13 protein-coding genes are annotated in these 16,156 nt (G+C 68.9%); 9 read left to right on the top strand and 4 right to left on the bottom strand.

What is annotated here, in order from left to right:
- The first annotated feature begins 32 nt into the window (after window positions 1-32).
- From FY030_RS11530 to FY030_RS11495, 8 genes are read left to right on the top strand one after another with little or no spacing between them, the layout of a single operon-like run.
- Window positions 33-1,280: an amino acid ABC transporter substrate-binding protein gene (locus FY030_RS11530; RefSeq protein WP_158061632.1), complete on the top strand. Its 1,248-nt coding sequence runs from the start codon at window positions 33-35 to the stop codon at window positions 1,278-1,280.
- Window positions 1,280-2,158 carry a branched-chain amino acid ABC transporter permease gene (locus tag FY030_RS11525; RefSeq protein WP_238348253.1) on the top strand — a complete coding sequence of 293 codons (879 nt, stop codon included), beginning with the start codon at window positions 1,280-1,282 and terminating at the stop codon, window positions 2,156-2,158. Before FY030_RS11530 ends, FY030_RS11525 begins: the two co-directional genes overlap by 1 nt.
- On the top strand, window positions 2,142-3,263 hold the full coding sequence (locus FY030_RS11520; RefSeq protein ID WP_238348252.1) for a branched-chain amino acid ABC transporter permease: 1,122 nt from the start codon (window positions 2,142-2,144) through the stop codon (window positions 3,261-3,263). Before FY030_RS11525 ends, FY030_RS11520 begins: the two co-directional genes overlap by 17 nt.
- Window positions 3,260-4,039 (top strand): ABC transporter ATP-binding protein, encoded by a 780-nt coding sequence (locus FY030_RS11515; protein WP_158061630.1) that lies wholly within the window; start codon window positions 3,260-3,262, stop codon window positions 4,037-4,039. Before FY030_RS11520 ends, FY030_RS11515 begins: the two co-directional genes overlap by 4 nt.
- Window positions 4,029-4,829 carry an ABC transporter ATP-binding protein gene (locus FY030_RS11510; RefSeq protein WP_158061629.1) on the top strand — a complete coding sequence of 267 codons (801 nt, stop codon included), beginning with the start codon at window positions 4,029-4,031 and terminating at the stop codon, window positions 4,827-4,829. Before FY030_RS11515 ends, FY030_RS11510 begins: the two co-directional genes overlap by 11 nt.
- Window positions 4,826-5,977: a Gfo/Idh/MocA family protein gene (locus FY030_RS11505; protein WP_192498581.1), complete on the top strand. Its 1,152-nt coding sequence runs from the start codon at window positions 4,826-4,828 to the stop codon at window positions 5,975-5,977. The genes FY030_RS11510 and FY030_RS11505 overlap by 4 nt, the downstream gene beginning before the upstream one ends.
- Window positions 5,974-7,134, top strand: a complete 1,161-nt coding sequence (locus FY030_RS11500; RefSeq protein ID WP_192498580.1) for a dihydrodipicolinate synthase family protein — start codon at window positions 5,974-5,976, stop codon at window positions 7,132-7,134. Before FY030_RS11505 ends, FY030_RS11500 begins: the two co-directional genes overlap by 4 nt.
- Window positions 7,131-7,991 carry a sugar phosphate isomerase/epimerase family protein gene (locus FY030_RS11495; protein WP_238348251.1) on the top strand — a complete coding sequence of 287 codons (861 nt, stop codon included), beginning with the start codon at window positions 7,131-7,133 and terminating at the stop codon, window positions 7,989-7,991. The genes FY030_RS11500 and FY030_RS11495 overlap by 4 nt, the downstream gene beginning before the upstream one ends.
- Before the next feature lie 134 nt (window positions 7,992-8,125).
- Here the strand turns inward: FY030_RS11495 and FY030_RS11490 are convergent, their stop codons facing one another.
- The 4 genes from FY030_RS11490 to FY030_RS11475 all read right to left on the bottom strand — a co-directional run bounded on the left by FY030_RS11490 (window position 8,126) and on the right by FY030_RS11475 (window position 14,983).
- Window positions 8,126-11,251: a helicase-related protein gene (locus FY030_RS11490; protein ID WP_158061628.1), complete on the bottom strand. Its 3,126-nt coding sequence runs from the start codon at window positions 11,249-11,251 to the stop codon at window positions 8,126-8,128.
- The gene (locus FY030_RS11485) at window positions 11,248-13,107 is read right to left on the bottom strand and encodes a phospholipase D family protein (RefSeq protein WP_158061627.1); all 1,860 of its coding nucleotides are present in this window, start codon (window positions 13,105-13,107) and stop codon (window positions 11,248-11,250) included. Before FY030_RS11485 ends, FY030_RS11490 begins: the two co-directional genes overlap by 4 nt.
- Window positions 13,100-14,290: a DUF6361 family protein gene (locus tag FY030_RS11480; RefSeq protein ID WP_158061626.1), complete on the bottom strand. Its 1,191-nt coding sequence runs from the start codon at window positions 14,288-14,290 to the stop codon at window positions 13,100-13,102. The genes FY030_RS11485 and FY030_RS11480 overlap by 8 nt, the downstream gene beginning before the upstream one ends.
- Before the next feature lie 72 nt (window positions 14,291-14,362).
- The gene (locus FY030_RS11475; RefSeq protein WP_158061625.1) at window positions 14,363-14,983 is read right to left on the bottom strand and encodes a hypothetical protein; all 621 of its coding nucleotides are present in this window, start codon (window positions 14,981-14,983) and stop codon (window positions 14,363-14,365) included.
- 208 nt (window positions 14,984-15,191) lie between these two features.
- Between FY030_RS11475 and FY030_RS11470 the strand changes: the two genes are divergently transcribed.
- The gene (locus tag FY030_RS11470) at window positions 15,192-15,890 is read left to right on the top strand and encodes a DUF6994 family protein (RefSeq protein WP_158061624.1); all 699 of its coding nucleotides are present in this window, start codon (window positions 15,192-15,194) and stop codon (window positions 15,888-15,890) included.
- Window positions 15,891-16,156 lie beyond the last annotated feature (266 nt).

Below are 16,156 nucleotides of genomic sequence, written 5' to 3'. Positions count from 1 at the left end.
CAAACGCTTACGTTCAACGAGGAGCGAGGGTCATGACAACAAGCATTCGCCGATGGGCGGTCGCCACGACCGCAGTCGTAGGTCTCACGGTCACAGGCTGTGGCATCGATGATCCGTCCGAAGGAGGTGATGACGCCGGGAGCTCCGGCGAGGCCTCGGACGACCCGATCAAGATCGGGATCTCGCTGCCCCTGACCGGAGACTTCTCCGAGCCGGGCAAGGGCGTGCAGCGCGGCTACGAGGCATGGGCGGCCTACGTCAACGAGAACGGTGGGCTGCTGGACCGCCAGGTCGAGCTGACCATCCTGGACGACCAGTCCAACGCGGACCGGGTCGCCTCCGACTACGAGAAACTCATCAACCAGGACGGCGTGGACCTGGTCTTCGGCCCGTTCTCCACCCGCCTGGTGGTGCCCGCCGCCCAGGTAGCCCTGGACTACGGCTTTCTCTTCGTCGAGCCCGCGGGCGCGGCCGAGGACGTCTTCACCCAGGGCTTCACCAACCTGTTCTACGCCGCGCCCGCGGTCGCCCAGGACCACTACAACTACCTGGCCGACCACATCGAGGCGATGCCCGAGGGCGAGCGCCCGGAGACGGCCGCCTACGCGGCGATGGACGACCCCTTCGCCCAGGGCACGGCCTACGGGCTGAAGGACCGCCTGGAAGAGATGGGCGTCGAGACGGTGGTGGACGAGGTCTACCCGCCCAACACCACCGACTTCTCCTCGATCGCGGCCAAGATCGCCTCCAGCGACGCAGACATCGTGGTCGGCGGCACCCAGTACCAGGACGCGGTGAACCTGATCATCTCGCTGCAGCAGCTGAACTACCAGCCGAGGATGGCCGCCTTCTCGACGGCGCCCACCAACCCGGAGTTCGCGTCCGCGATCGGTGATAAGACCGAGGGCATCATGGCCCCGACCGGCTTCACCCCCGAGGCGACCTACGAGACCACCGCCGAGTTCGTGGAGTACTTCACCGAGGAGAACGGCGCCGAGCCGAACGAGGACGAGGCCAACGCCTGGACCACCGGTCAGGTCGTGGCCGCCGCCGTCGAGGGTGTCGGCTGCGCCGACCCCAGCGCGGAGTGCCAGCAGCAGCTCATCGACTGGCTGCGCGAGAACGAGGTCCAGACCGTCGTCGGTCCGCTGACCTGGGATGCGGAGGGCCGCCCGCAGGGTGCCCACCTCATCCAGCAGTACGTCGACGGGGAGATCCGGATCGTGCTGCCCGAGGAGGCCGCCGAGGCTGAGCTGATCTTCCCCAAGCCAGAGTGGTGATGGCGCTCTTCCTCCAGAGCCTCATCCTCGGAATCTTGCTCGGCGGGCTGTACGCCCTGCTCGCAGCCGGTCTGACCCTGTACTTCGGGGTCATGCGGGTGGTGATGATCGCCCACTCGGCGTTCCTCATTCTCGCGGCCTACCTGGCGTGGTGGTTCACCTCCACCACCGGGATCGACCCCCTGGTCTCGCTGCTCGGCACCGTCCCGCTGTTCTTCGTGGTGGGCGTGCTGATGCAGCGGGTCCTGCTCTCCCGGCTCCGGCCGGCCACCCTGACGATGATGTCGGTGCTGCTCACCTTCGCGGTGGCGCTGACCATCGAGGGCACCATCGGGTTCGTCTTCACCGGGACCCAGCGGCGCATCCAGCTTCCCTACTCCGGGTCGAGCATCGAGTTCTTCGGCGCCCAGATCGCGGTGGTCAAGCTGATCGCCTTCGTGCTGGCGGCGATCTCGCTGACGGTGCTCTACCTGGTGCTGAAGAAGACGCGCTTCGGGCAGGCGCTGCGCGCGACCATCCAGAACAAGGAGGCCGCCGAGCTGGTCGGGATCGACACCCGCAAGGTGGCCGGCTACGGCTTCGGGGTCGGCCTGGCCACCGCGGCCATCGGCGGCACCGCGCTGGCGCTGGACGCCACCATCTACCCCTCGCTGCACTGGCACTGGATCGGCCCGCTGATGGCCATCATCGTGGTCGGCGGCCTCGGCAGCATCCCCGGTGCGGCCGCCGCGGCGATGATCCTCGGGGTCAGCCAGTCATTGCTGCAGATCCCGATGGGCACGACCTGGGCACAGACCATCTTCTACGTGGTGCTCTTCGCCACCCTCGTCTTCCGCCCGCACGGGTTCTTTGGAGGTCGCCTTGCGCAACGCTTCTGACACCATCATCCGGACCGTCCAGGTCGTCGCGGTGCTCGGCGCCGCGCTCGGGGTTCTTCTTTTCCCGATGACCGGCCCTGGCCCGTTCATCATGTCGGTGGGCGTGGTCATCCTGAGCTACGCCTGCATGGCGACCGGCTGGAACTTCGTCGGTGGGTTCACCGGCTACATGTCGCTGGGGCACGCTGCCTACACCGGCCTGGGCGGGTATGCCGTCGCGCTGCTCATCCTGCGCGCCGACGTCCAGCCGTGGCTGGCCCTGTTCCTCGGCGCCCTGATCGTCGCGGCCTTCTCGGTCCCGATCGGGTATGCCTCGCTGCGGGTCCGCGGTGCGTCCTTCGTCATCGTTTCCATCGCGCTGGTGCTCATCCTGCTGCTGGTCTTCCAGAGCTGGTCGGACGTCACCGGCGGCTCCAACGGTCTGCGGGTGCCGCGACCGTTCGGTCCCGAGGTGCTCCGGCCCGAGCAGCATGAGCGCTTCTACTACCTGCACGCTGCGCTGCTGGTCATCATGCTGCTCGCCTGGTGGGCCATCGACCGTTCCCGGTTCGGGGCGGGGCTCAAGGCGATCCGTGAGGACGAGGACAAGGCACAGAGCCTGGGTATCCCGACCTTCGGCTACAAGCTGGCGGTCTTCGTCATCTCGGCGTTCTTCACCGCGCTGGCCGGTGGGCTCTACGCCCTCTGGTTCGGCTTCCTGGACCCGATCTTCCAGTTCTCGATCCTCATCGGCTCCTACATGGTGCTGATGTCGCTGCTCGGCGGGATCCGGTCGCTGTTCGGGCCGGCACTGGGCGCGTTCATCGTCGGCTACGCCCTGGAGTTCTTCAAGGCGCAGTACGGCGACTCCCAGTTCCACCTGGTGGCCCTGGGCCTGCTGCTCGGGATCGTGGTGCTCTTCATGCCCGAGGGCATCCTGCCCACCCTCGGACAGCTGCTGAACCGGCTGCGTCCCGACGCGACCTCTATCCGGGAGCAGAGCGCCGAGGAGCTGGCCGCCAAGAACGCGGACGCGCAGAAGGCGGTCGACCAGCGGACGGAAGGCACCAACGGCCTCACCGCGGCGTCGCTCAGCGGGTCCAGCACCACCGGGAGGAAAGAATGAGCGTGGACAGCAGCACGACGCAGCAGAGTCCTGCGTCGGAGCACGAGATCGGCCTGTCGGTGCGTGGCCTGGCCAAGGCCTACGGTGGCGTGAAGGCGGTCAACGGTGCGGACGTGGACTTCCATCACGGCCGGATCAACGCCCTGATCGGCCCGAACGGCTCCGGCAAGACGACCTTCTTCAACTGCGTCACCGGGATGATCAAGGCCGACTCCGGCACCGTCACCTACCGGGGCAAGGACATCACCGGCAAGCCACCGCACAAGATTGCGCACGCCGGGATCGGCCGCAGCTTCCAACTGTGCCGGATCTTCCCGCGGATGAGCGTCCTGGACAACGTGCTGGCCGGGGTTCGTCCTCACGGCATCGGCCAGCTGCTGGGTTCCGGCCGCCGCGCGGCCGACGTCAAGCGGGCCCAGGAGCTGCTGGCCCGGGTCGGGATCGACCACCTGGAGCGCTCCGACGCACGGGACATCTCCTACGGGCAGCAGAAGCTGCTGGAGCTGGCCGGGGTGCTGATGACCGACCCCGAGACGATCATGCTCGACGAGCCCGCGGGCGGGGTGAACCCCTCCCTCATCGAGCGGATCAGCTCGCTGATCGTCGAGCTCAACGCCGAGGGGCGCACCTTCATCGTCGTCGAGCACAACATGGACCTGGTGATGCGGCTCAGCGACCACGTCATCGTCTTCGACCGCGGTGCGGCGATCGCCGCCGGACCACCCTCGCTCGTGCAGAGCGACCCTGCCGTCCTGGAGGCATACCTTGGCGTCTGAACATCTTCTCGAGCTGGTCGACGTCGAGGCCGGCTACGGCCGCGCGGCCCTGGTGCTGCGCGGGCTGACCGTGCAGGTGCCGCCGGCACAGATCGTCTGTCTCGTCGGCCCGAACGGCGCAGGCAAGTCCACCGTGCTCAAGGTCGCCAGCGGCATGCTGGCGCCGCGGGCCGGCAAGGTCGTCGTGGACGGCCAGGACGTCACCGGCCACGGTCCGCAGCAGATGCTGCGGGCGGGGCTGTCCCACGTCCTGCAGGGGCACAGCGTGTTCCGGGAGATGACCGTCGGCGAGAACATCTCGCTGGGGGCGTTTACGGTCCGCGACCAGTCCAGGACCCAGGAGCGTCTCGACTTCGTCAAGTCCCTCTTCCCGCTGGTGGCCGACCGGTGGAACGCCCTGGCGGGTGCCCTCTCCGGTGGACAGCAGAAGCAGGTCGAGTTTGCCCGCTCGCTCATGGTCGACCCGAAGGTGGTCCTGCTGGACGAGCCGTCGATGGGCCTGGACCCCAAGGCCACCGCGGTGGTCTTCGAGCAGGTCGTGCGGATGCGTGACGCCGGCACCGCGGTGCTCCTGGTGGAGCAGAACGCCCGCCGGGCGCTGGAGTCCGCTGACATCGGCCTTGTCCTCGACCTGGGACGCGTCCACATCAAGGGCCCGGCCCGGCAACTGCTGGACGACCCGAAGCTCGGCGAGCTCTACCTCGGCGGCCGCCCGCAGGAGGACAAGGCCCACGCCACCACCACCTCGGGCAGCACCTACTCACCCACGAACGAAGGACACGCAGGATGACCACGCATACCGTCCGTATCTTGATGAACGGCGTCACCGGACGGATGGGCTACCGCCAGCACCTGGTCCGCTCCATCCTGGCGATCCGGGACGACGGCGGCGTCGAGCTGCCGAACGGGGACCGCATCCAGGTGGAGCCGGTGCTGCTCGGCCGCAACGCCGAGAAGCTGGCCGAGCTCGCCCGCCGGCACGACATCGCCGAGTACGGCACCGACCTCGAGGCCGCGCTGGCAGACGAGAGCGCCACCATCTACTTCGATGCGGCCACCACCCAGGCCCGCAAGGGCGCGATCCTGTCGGCGATCGCGGCCGGGAAGCACATCTACACCGAGAAGCCGATCGCGGAGTCGGTCGCGGACGGTATGGACCTGGTCCGGGCGGCGGAGGAGGCCGGGGTGACCACCGGGGTCGTGCACGACAAGCTCTACCTCCCCGGGCTGCTGAAGCTGCGCTCGCTGATCGACTCCGGTTTCTTCGGCCGGATCCTGTCGGTGCGCGGCGAGTTCGGCTACTGGGTGTTCGAGGGTGACCTGACCCCCACCCAGCGACCCAGCTGGAACTACCGCGCCGAGGACGGCGGCGGCATGGTGCTCGACATGTTCTGCCACTGGAACTACGTGATGGAGGGCCTGTTCGGGGCCGTCGAGGCGGTCACCGCCAAGGCGGTCACCCACATCCCCCAGCGCTGGGACGAGAACGGCGAGCCCTTCCAGGCGACCGCCGACGACGCGGCCTACGGGATCTTCGAGCTGGAGGGCGACATCATCGCCCAGGTCAACAGCTCGTGGGCGGTCCGGGTGGACCGCAAGGAGCTGGTCGAGTTCCAGGTGGACGGCACCCACGGGTCCGCCGTCGCCGGGCTCTTCGGCTGCCGGGTGCAGCCGCGCGTGGTCACCCCGCGCCCGGTCTGGAACCCCGACCTGCCGACCGACCAGGACTTCCGGTCGCAGTGGACCGAGGTCCCGGACACGCAGGAGCACGGCAACGGTTTCCGGGCGCAGTGGGAACGCTTCCTCATCGACCTGCACGAGGGCCGCAAGCACCCCTACGACTTCGCCTCCGGAGTGCGCGGGCTGGAGCTGGTCGAGGCAGGGCTGCTCTCCTCCGCCGAGGGTCGGCGGGTGCCGATCACCGAGGTCCGCGCGTGACCGGCACGATCAGCCTGCCGCAGGCGGACGGGAGCTGGCGCGACGTCACCCTCCAGCCGGCCCGCACGTGGGAGAAGCACCCCGGCGGGTTCTCCACCCGGATCGCGTTCGCCGCCGCGCACGTCGTGGCCGACCCCTGGCAGGAGAACGGCCCCGGTCAGCCGGCCGCCATCGACTGGGACTCCACCCTGGCGTTCCGTCAGCACCTCTTCGACCACGGCTTCGGGGTCGCGGAGGCGATGGACACCGCGCAGCGCAACATGGGCCTGGACTGGCCGGCGATCCAGGAGCTGGTCAGCCGCAGCGCCGCGCAGGCGCAGGCCGCCGGTGCCCGGATCGCCTCCGGCGCCGGCACCGACCACGTCGCCCGCGGCGATGACCTGGAGGCCGTCACGGCGGCATACCTGGAGCAGGTCGCCTTCGTGGAGGGCACCGGCTCCCAGGTCATCGTCATGGCCAGCCGGCACCTGGCGGCGGTGGCCCGCAGCGCCGAGGACTACCTCCAGGTCTACGACCAGGTGCTCAACCAGGTCGGCTCGCCGGTGATCCTGCATTGGCTGGGTCCGATGTTCGACCAGCAGCTGCTCGGGTACTGGGGCAGCGAGGACATCCCGACCGCCACCGCGACGTTCCTGGAGTTGGTCGCGCGGCACGCCGCCCGGATCGACGGCGTCAAGGTGTCGCTGCTGTCCGCCGAGCACGAGGTGTCGCTGCGGGCGGCGTTGCCCGAGGGCGTGCGCCTCTACACCGGGGACGACTACAACTACCCCGAGCTCATCCGCGGCGACGGCGAGCGGCACAGCGACGCGCTGCTCGGGGCCTTCGCCGCGATCGCGCCGGCGGCGTCGGCGGCGCTGACCGCGCTGGACGCCGGTGACCTGGACGCCTACGAGGCGGAGATGGCGCCGACCGTGCCGTTGTCGCGGCTGGTCTTCGCCCCCCCGACCTGGTTCTACAAGACCGGGATCGCGTTCCTGTCCTGGCTCGCCGGACACCAGAGCGGGTTCACCATGGTCGGTGGGTTGCAGTCGGCCCGCCCGGTGACCCACCTGGCGGAGGTGTTCGCGCTGGCCAACGAGGCCCGGCTGCTGCCCGACCCGGAGTTGGCGGCCTCCCGGATGGACGTGGTGCTGCGCGGTGCCGGGGTGACCCGGTGAGCAGCGCATCGGCAGGCGTCGACCCACGGCTGGCGCGGCTCTCGCTGAACCAGCGCACCTGCGCGGAGTGGACGCTGCGCGAGGCTATCGACGGCTGCCTCAGCGCCGGGCTCAGCAGCCTCGGCGTCTGGCGGGAGCCGGTCGCCCACGTGGGCCTGGAGACGGCCCGCCGGTGGGTCGAGGAGTCGGGGCTGCGGGTGTCCTCGGTGTGCCGGGGCGGGTTCCTGACCATGCCCGAGGGATCGCTGCGACGGGCGTCGCTGGACTCCAACCGGGCGGCGATCGAGGAGACCGCCACCCTGGGGGCGCCGGCGCTGGTGCTGGTCCCCGGTGGGCTACCCGAGGGTGAGCGGGACATCGATGCGGCGCGCCGCAGGTTCCTGGACGGGGTCGCCGCGTTGGTGCCGGAGGCGCAGGCGGCGGGGGTGGTGCTCGCGATCGAACCGATGCACCCGATCTTCGCCGCGGACCGGGGCGTGGTCTCCACCCTGGAGCAGGCGCTGGACATGGCCGAGCAGTTCCCCGCCTCGGCCGTCGGCGTGGTCGTGGACACCTTCCACCTGTGGTGGGAGCCGGGCGTGGAGCAGCAGATCGCCCGCGCCGGCGACCGGATCGCCAGCTACCAGATCAGCGACTGGATCACCCCCCTGCCGCCGGACGCGCTGCTCAGCCGCGGCATGGTCGGGGACGGGCACATCGACTTCGAGGCGTTCACCGGGTGGGTCGCGAGGACCGGGTATGCCGGCGACGTCGAGGTGGAGATCTTCAACGCCGACGTCTGGGCCACGCCCGGGGCCGAGGTCGTGGCCACGATGTCGGACCGCTACCTGGAGCGGGTCCAGCCCTGGCTCGGGTGAGCGACGTCCGCTCCAGGCTGGTGACGGAGGCAGCACAAGGGCGCCTACCCATGGATGACAGTCCGGACACCGCCAACGGAAATGACCACTGGAGGGGCCCGCTCGATATCCGTCGATCTGCATCGCACCTGAACTCACGGCGTGAGGTCGAGGGCAAGGTCGTGGTTGTCGCCGACGTAGGCAATCAGCTCCTCCTGGCGGGGCTGGCCCAACGTGAGCCGGTAGGCCCCGACGGTCCGTAGCAGCCGCTGGTAGTGCTGGGTGCCTCGGCTCATGGGTAGTACGGGCACGTGCCGCTCGATGGTGGCGCCGCCCGCAAGGGGGTACACCCAGTCCGGGAAGATCTCCGAGCGGTCGCCACGCTCGTCGGCAGCCAGGTCAAAGAGCACCGGCCAAGGACTCGGGCCGCCGACCAACGAGGTGTTGCCGCTGTGAGCCTGGGCGACGTTCTTGCGGACCGCGTGTCCGCGATAGCGATGGACCCGACCTTCACGCTGTTCCAGGTCGACGGGGTTGGAAGGCAGGTTCCAGTGCACCACGGCGTGCGAGTAGTGGTGGAAGTCGAGACCCTCCTGGCCGACGGAGGTAGAGGCAAGAACGAAGGGCCAGAAAGGTGAATTGAACGCCTCCCGGACCTGGGTCTCACGCTGGACGGTCTTGTCGTCCACGGCTGCGGCGCGGCCATAGCGGGCTGCGAAGTGGGTGCGGATTCGCCTGCGCTTAGGCGGGCTCACACCGTCGGCGAAGAAGTCCATGGCCTGCGGGGAGGCGAGCAGACCGCTCCCCTCGGCGAACTTCTCTCCGAGCTGCCGCAACTGCTCGGGCCTGTCATGCCCGGCGAGGGAGTGCGCAGCGTGCAGGACCTGGCCGTACTCATCCAGCACCGACTGCAGGTTGCCGTCCATCCCGTGCTGCAACACACGCCGCCAGTAGGGGTCATCACCCTGGCCCTCTACGACCGCCATGATCTCGGCGCCGTTGAACAGGGATCGCAGGGACCAGGCCCACTCTGACGCGGTGGCCCGCACGTCCCGGGCGCCAAGGTCGCCCGGGTCCGCGACAACCCTGGCGAGAGTGCGCAGGGCGCAGACCGCGGGCCCGCTCAGCGCCAGTTCGGTGAGCACGTCAGCCAGCTCTGCAGGTCGGGGCCCGAGCTGCGCAGCGTCGACGTGCAGCGCCTCATCGAGGTGCTGTCCAAAACCGTCCGCGCCCTGGTCACCGAGGCGCTTGCCCCCGAAGGTGAGGCCTTCGACAGTGGTCAGCCCGTGCAACCGGTCAAGGAGCAAGGGTGCTGCCCAGAACCACCGCTGGTCCGCCACACCTTCGCTGCCACCCGACGGCAACTGCTCCAGCGACCGCTCGACCCGCTTACGCACCTCAGCGACAAGATCCTCGCGGTCCAGGGGCAGGGACCGCCCCAGGTCGCGGGCGACCCGCAACGGGTCCCCGGCTCTCGCGAGCTCGACGCAGGGGTAGAGCAGGGCGAGGACCGGCATACCCGTCAACCGGCCGTCTGTCACAGTGCGCGTAAGCAGGCCACGGCGGCGGGTGGCGAAGTATCCCCGCTCGCGCATGGTCGGGGACTGTCCTGCCAGCCGGCGCTCCACCTCGTAGCTGAGGGTGGTCGCGATCCCCTTCGGGGCTACTCCCCAGGCGGAGAAGACGAGGCGCTTGGTGAAGCGCTGGAAGGCCGGCTCGGCATAGATGCCGCGAGGGGTGTAGTACGGCAGAGACGGCGCTAGCCACGCCGCGCGCCAGGCACCGGTGGACAAGACGTCGTCGGCGAGCCATCGAGCACGCGGGTTGCCGGGGTCAATCTCGCCGTAGGTGTGGAGGTCATCGGGGGTGAAGCGCGTCCGCAGGATCCCGCGCAGCAGTCCGCTGCCGGCGGTCAGCTCCTCGTCGATCCGGCGCTTGACGTGATAGCGCTCCATCATCTCCAGGACGTGGGGAGAGCTGCGCCAGTACTCCAGGCCCTCCGGGGAGTCCAGGGCCCGGGCGACTGCGGCCTGAGCAAGGTAGTCCGACACATCGGTCCGGGTAACGGTGAGCCGGTCCTGACGCGAGGTAAGCATGCCGTCCCGGTCCTTCGTGGCGGCCAGCCGCTCGGTGCGTGCCATGACTCGGCGCAGCTCGACCTGGGCCACGTCCTTGGCGTCAGTGGCAGCCGGCACATCACCGCGAAGCAGGGCGGCGCGCATCTCGCTCATCCTGTCCTGCACGATCTGAGCCCGTTCGGGGCCGGCCAGGACCCGCACGGTGTGTAGGAAGTCCCGGTAGTGGTCATCGCCCTCGGGCTCGTCGGGCAGGGTGTACATCTTGAAGGGCGTGGCCGACAGCAGGAGCGTGCGAGCGGTGCGCTGCTCACCGGGGCGTTCCACCTGTATCGGGCCCAGCAGGGACTGGACCAGGCGTGAGGCGTCATCGTCACCGCTGAGCAGCTGGCTGAAGCGCTGGAACTCGTCCAGGATCACCAGGTCGGGCTGCAGGTGAGAGACACAGATCCTTGCCAGCGCCTGGCGGAGCTGGCCGATCAGCCGGTAGCGGTGAGCCGAGACCTGCCAGGAAACCCTCCCACCCTCCCGCAGCCATCGGAAGTCGTCCGCACCCTCACCGAGGGCGTCGCACAGCCGTGGTCCGTCCGCGCTCGGCAGCAGCAGCGCCTCGCTGAAGGCGTGCATGAGCTGCGGGCTGATGGAGGTGCCACGTGCGCGGTCGATCTCCCGCCGCATCCGCTCCTCGCTCGCAGCTCCCTGGAAGAACCGGGACCACTTCCGCCCGCGGAGGGCCCCGGCGCCCCAAGCCCGTTCCAGCATGACGAAGAGCAGGGCCCGCTCGGGTGCCTGGCCCCCGCTGTTGCCGAGGTGGAAGGAGGTCCCGGGGGTGAAAGAGATGACGTTGACCCGCTGCCGGTCCAGGTCGTCAAGGACTGTTGGGAGCATGGTGAGCCGGTCGGCGTGCGGGATCTCGCCGTGCAGTCCGGCGTGCAAGCGGCGCAGGTTCTGCTGGGCGATCTGGCTGTTGGAGCAGATGTAGACGATGTCGATGCGATCGGCGTGGTCCCACAGGTGGTCCACGGTCTTGGCGAGCACCCCTCTGGCCACCAGGGTCTTGCCCAGCCCGACCTCGTCCGCTACCAGGAATCGGCTCGACGGGTCATCATCGCCCCACAGCCGCTCAAAGGCGGCGTCCACGGTGCGGCGCTGGAAGTCCTTGAGTCCGCTCAGCGCGGCCTCCAGGTCAGGCCGGTCGTCCGTCACGGTCGCCCCTCCCGCGTCGCATCCCAGACCGCCTGCCACAGCTGCAGGAACTCCTGCGGCACCACCCCGGGCTGGTCCGGTCTCACACCGAGGTCCCGCAGCAGCGCCTGGACGCGGTCCAACGCCTCGCTGCCGTCGGCCGCTGCCCGCAGCAGGGGCTCCAGGATGGCCAGGTCCTCGAAGGTCGGCCTCCGAGCCCCGGCACCATCGCCCTGGGCATCACCTAGCTCCAGGTCGTCCCAGACCGACCCGGCGTCAGCCTCGTCGAGAAGGAAGCGAAGGTAGCGCACCAGGCTCTCCTCGGAGCCCAGATAGCTGCGGAGCACCTCGGCTGCCCGCTCCTCGGGGGCGTCCACCAGCTCAGCCTTGAGCACGCTTGCCACCTCCATCCTCTCGGTGTCGGAGATGGGCACCGTGGTGACGACCTCAAGGTATGGGGTGAGCTGCAGCAGCGGGACCCCTTCCCACCGGGCCCGGTCGGGTGGACGCAGCTCGGTGCGGGGCCGGCTGACCAGCCGGACACTCGTGGTGCCCGGATCCCTGGGGAGCGTGTCCTCGAACTGCAGGGTGACCGCATACCCGCTCTCGTCCTGCTCACAGGAGAGTCGGGGGCCGGCCTGCAGAAGGCCCTCGTGGTGGAGTTCGATCTGGCGCTCCGTCTGCCGGGTAGTGTCCTCCTGCGGCTCGGGCTCGACCACATTGTGGTCCTGCAACACCTGGTCGAAGGTGACCCGGTCACGAGAAGGCGCCTCGTCGGGCAACAGCGCCTCAACCCCGCAGGATCGACGAGGGCCGGTGAGCAGCACGCCGAACTCCACGTTGCCGTGGAAGGCCGCGTGCGTGGCGTTCGCCGAACCGGTGAGCAGGTGACCGGTGCGGCCTTCGTCCCACACCAAGAGCTTGGCGTGCAGGCCGTCACGCACCTCGCCGGCACGGGTGGGGGAGTCCGTCCGCGGGTCGGCTACCTGCGTCTCGGCGTGCGGGCTGAGCACCTTGGTGCTGGTGTGGGCGACGGCCTCGGCGCCGACCAGGTCGTAGGACTCAGGGCGGGAGACGAGCACGGGGGTGCGGCGGGCCTTGACTCGAGACACGGTGTCGATGTCCAGGAAGGGAGAGACCACCACGGCGCGCGTCGGGTGCTCCGGCATGGGCCACGAGGCGGTGCCGGCGCGCAGGCCGAGCGGGAGGAGCTCGCCACCGGTGAACGGCGCGGGCAGGTCGAACCAGACATCCTCGAGGGTCGCGGCGAGCGTCTCCGCCTGCTCGGGTCGGCCGGGGGCGACCGGCCCCACGGTCAGGCTGGGCAGCGCTCGAACGAACTCGGCGGCCGGTGCGCCGGAGATGCCCTGGTCAGGCTCGCCCTCGTCGAGGACCAGCAGCGTGTCCCAGGAAGAGTCCTCGGTCAGGTTGCGGCTGCAGACCACGAGCCGGTGGATCAGGTCGTCGTCCTGGCGGAAGCGCAGAGCCCACATCTTGGGGTGGAAGATGTGCCCCGGAGTGCGAGGGAGCACTTGCACCACCGAGTCCTCGGAGAAGGCCAGCAGCCGCGGGTAGCGGCCGGGGGAGGCGATGCCGGAGGCGTGGCAGTAGACCGTCGTCCGGTCGGCATACCGCCGGACGGCCTCGAGCAGGGCGAGCGTGTCGGCGGGGGAGTGCTCGGTCTCCTCCGTGGGGTCGGTGCCGTCCCCGGAATCGCTGAGCTCGGACTCTCGGTCGTGGGCGGCCATGGCCAAGGGCGGCAGGAGCAACATGCGCAGGCTCAACGTGTAGGTGGTGCCGACAGCCAGATCGACGACGTGCCCCGTCGGCGGACGGAAGGCGTCGACGAAGAGGGTGCGGGTGCTCGGCTCAAGCATTGCTGGCCTCCAGTCCCTGCCGGATGTCGGTGACCAGTTGTCTGGCTTCCGACCAGCGGAACGTCATCCGGCCCATGCCGTTGCCACCCTCCCAGGCCTCGAGGGCGTCCGGGTTGACGAAGCGCGAGCGGCGGCCCTTGAGGTTGGTCTCGCGCTCGCGGATCAGTTGCTCGGCTGCCTGGCCGTGAACGAGGTCTGCACCGTGGTGGACGAGGTCGACCCAGGAGCGGACGAAGGACTGGGTGCGGACGTTGTGGCGCCAACCGGCGCGGGCGACGCAGCTCCAGAAGTCGTCCTCATCCCAGGTCGCGACGGCCTGGTGGGTCTCGTCGTCGTCGGCCCAGGCCTCGAGCTGGGCGGTATAGCGCTCGACACCCTCTTCCCAGTCTTTGAGCCGGGCGAGGAGCAGGTTGTAGAGGATCGGCGCGCCCTCATGCAGCCGGCTGAACCGCCGGGCGTGAGCGAGCACACCGGAGATCTCCGCCGGCAGGTCTGCGGTCAGGGCAGGATCCCAGGGCCTTTCCGGATTTCCTGGGAGGTCACGTTGCACCAGCCAGCCGAGGTAGCGCTCCGAGCAGGTGTCGAGGATCCGGTCCCGGAGGAACTCCGCCTCGGCGCGGCTGAGGGTGAAGTTGGCGGTCTGGAGCCAGTCGTCCGGGGGCACGGGGAGCTGGCGGAAGCACGGGTCCCGGTGCCGGACGTGGAGGATGTCCTCGTCCTCGTCGACCGAGGGCGGCGGACGCTCGGTCGAGAAGCGCAGGTGCTGGGCGATGCTGTGCCCGCAGCGTCGGATGTCGTAGGCGCCGAGGGCGCTCCAGTAGACGGTGCTCGGCAGGCGTTGCACGGTGGCGCCGGCGTCCCGACCAATGACCCCACCATCCAGGTCCCCGCTGCGCAACGCCTCGATGAGCTTGCCCTCGAGGCGACGTAGCTCCCGCTCGGCTCGATCGGCCGGCCAGCGATGGGGGGTGGTGCTGGTCACGGCCCAGGGGACGAAGAGCAGGTAGCGGGCGCGTGTGTGCAGGGTGGAGGTGCCCGGGAAGAGATGGTCGCTGAAGGTGTCGCGGAGGGTGCCGATGCCCAGCTCGTCGACAGTCCCTTTGTCGCGAAAGGCGTCCAGCAGTCGGTCCATCTGGTCACGGTGGGCCGACGAGTAGTCGACCCACGCCAGCACCGATGCCATGGCTCTAGCCTCCCTCAACCCGCACGGGAACGTCTGGCTGGGGTTGGCGCAGGCAAGACTCGGTCACGTGCTCTACGCGGTGCCTCCGGCTCGGGCATGCGCCCAGATGGCGTGGTCAAGCTGTGTGGCATCTACCTTGAGCTTCTGAGCGGCGCCCTGAACCAGGGCGTTGGCCCGGGCAGAGTTGATCGAATCCTCGCCGAGAGCCTGAGCCACCCACCGCATCACCCAGGTGTCGGCCTTGACGCCCTGATGACCCAGCAGCATGCAGAAGTACGCCCAGGTCACCTTGCCCAGTCCGTGGACGCGTGTGTACGCAGGTCGGTGGCGTGCGGGGTCCAGGTCCGCTGCGCGATGCACCCCGGCCTCGACGAGGTTGCGCGCAGCCTCCTGCACGGCCTCTGCCTTCGATCTGCCGCTCACCGCCTGCGCGTTCTGCAGGACGCGAGTCAGCCTGCCGGTGTCCATGGACGCGAGACGGTCCAATTGGTCGGGCTTGGGATCCCCGATCGCGTCGCAGTAGCGTCGAACGACCGCCCGGACTCCCGTGGTCTCGCTTCCGTATTTCGATCGGATCGAGAAGACTGCGTCGATCAGCGCCGCCTCGATCTGGTCCGGATAGCCGCCGGGAAACTTGTTCCAGGGCTTTGGGATGTGCTCTACCGCTGCGACAACCTTGTCGACCTCGTCCATTCGATGACCCTATCGGATCAAGCCCTCCGAAGACTTAACACCCCAGAGACCTGGTGTTATGCGGTCTAGGTGATGGTCTCTGCGGGCTGCAATCCGTGGAGCTCGGTAGGCGCCGCGTGATTGGCTGCGGTCCACCCGGGCTCACGAGACATCCGGGGGCACCGAGGGATGCCTTGGAGCACAGCACCCCATTGCGCCATAATGTCTGATGGGTCTCGCCATTGACACGACGTTCGACTTCCTCACGGAGACGCCCCCCGGCAAGGACGCGGACGCCGTTAGCCCCACCCTGAAGCGCTACCACCGACACCTGTGGACCAAGCCGCTGCCCTCAGGACCGGTTTTCGACCTCCAGGAGCGGCCAGGCGCCTACCTCACATACGAGACCGAGGGGCGGACGATCTACCCCGCCAGCGACGCCATCACGACCAACCTCTACGGCAAAGCGGCCCGCATCATCGACCAGATCCCCCCAGCCGAGATCCCTCCGGATCTGGGCTACACGATCGGCAGTTCGATCATCTTCCCGGGCGAGAGGATCGGTCGCCAGATGACGATCAACGGTGCGCGAGGTTTCCATCCTCAGATCGCGGACCGTTTCGACCTAACCCTTGAGTGCATCCGTCGACACTACGAAGGTGAGGAGAGCCCGCTGGCCGTAGTCCTGGGCCGCTACGGCTACTTCTTCGACCTGTTTGTCGACTTCGGCGGCTACGTGGAGTTCTTCCTGCTGCACGACCTCCTCCGAGGACCAGATAAGGTGAAGTTCTTCATGGAGTTCGACGAGTTCCAGCGTTCATCGATACCTCAGGACACCGCGGAGTACCTCTCCTACCGGGCAGCGAGCGACGACTTCATTCGCGCGCGGAATCGTCGTATGGGCGACTTCGTGAGCCAGCTTGGCTAGTGGCTGGCAGTGCTGGGTATGGCGCTGGCATCGATGGGCTGCGCGAAGGAGGCCTCGTGTGCTCGGGCTCTGGGGTACCCCGCTAGTTCTGGCGTCGCGTTAGGTGGCGGTTAGATCAGTCACGTCTGGGCCTGACGGCACGGCCCGCGATCGGAGACGGTGTCCGATCCCTCTTGAGGTGCATCCCGCCCCGTCGGAGGGGTTGTCGGGGGATGCAGGTAGGTTAGTTGGTCAAGAGAAAGCCGATGCCGCAGCGGAGCGCCTCG

Origin of the sequence: Ornithinimicrobium pratense, assembly GCF_008843165.1 — a bacterium.
In the GTDB taxonomy this organism is placed as follows: domain Bacteria; phylum Actinomycetota; class Actinomycetes; order Actinomycetales; family Dermatophilaceae; genus Ornithinicoccus; species Ornithinicoccus pratensis.
The sequence above is the reverse complement of the archived record's forward strand: the minus strand, read 5'-3'. Positions and strand labels throughout refer to the sequence as shown.

Coding starts and splice junctions, on each gene's coding strand:
- FY030_RS11530 (WP_158061632.1), top strand. CDS start 33: ATGACAACAAGCATTCGCCGATGGGCGGTCGCCACGACCGCAGTCGTA.
- FY030_RS11525 (WP_238348253.1), top strand. CDS start 1,280: ATGGCGCTCTTCCTCCAGAGCCTCATCCTCGGAATCTTGCTCGGCGGG.
- FY030_RS11515 (WP_158061630.1), top strand. CDS start 3,260: ATGAGCGTGGACAGCAGCACGACGCAGCAGAGTCCTGCGTCGGAGCAC.
- FY030_RS11505 (WP_192498581.1), top strand. CDS start 4,826: ATGACCACGCATACCGTCCGTATCTTGATGAACGGCGTCACCGGACGG.
- FY030_RS11485 (WP_158061627.1), bottom strand. CDS start 13,107: ATGCTTGAGCCGAGCACCCGCACCCTCTTCGTCGACGCCTTCCGTCCG.
- FY030_RS11480 (WP_158061626.1), bottom strand. CDS start 14,290: ATGGCATCGGTGCTGGCGTGGGTCGACTACTCGTCGGCCCACCGTGAC.
- FY030_RS11475 (WP_158061625.1), bottom strand. CDS start 14,983: ATGGACGAGGTCGACAAGGTTGTCGCAGCGGTAGAGCACATCCCAAAG.
- FY030_RS11470 (WP_158061624.1), top strand. CDS start 15,192: ATGGGTCTCGCCATTGACACGACGTTCGACTTCCTCACGGAGACGCCC.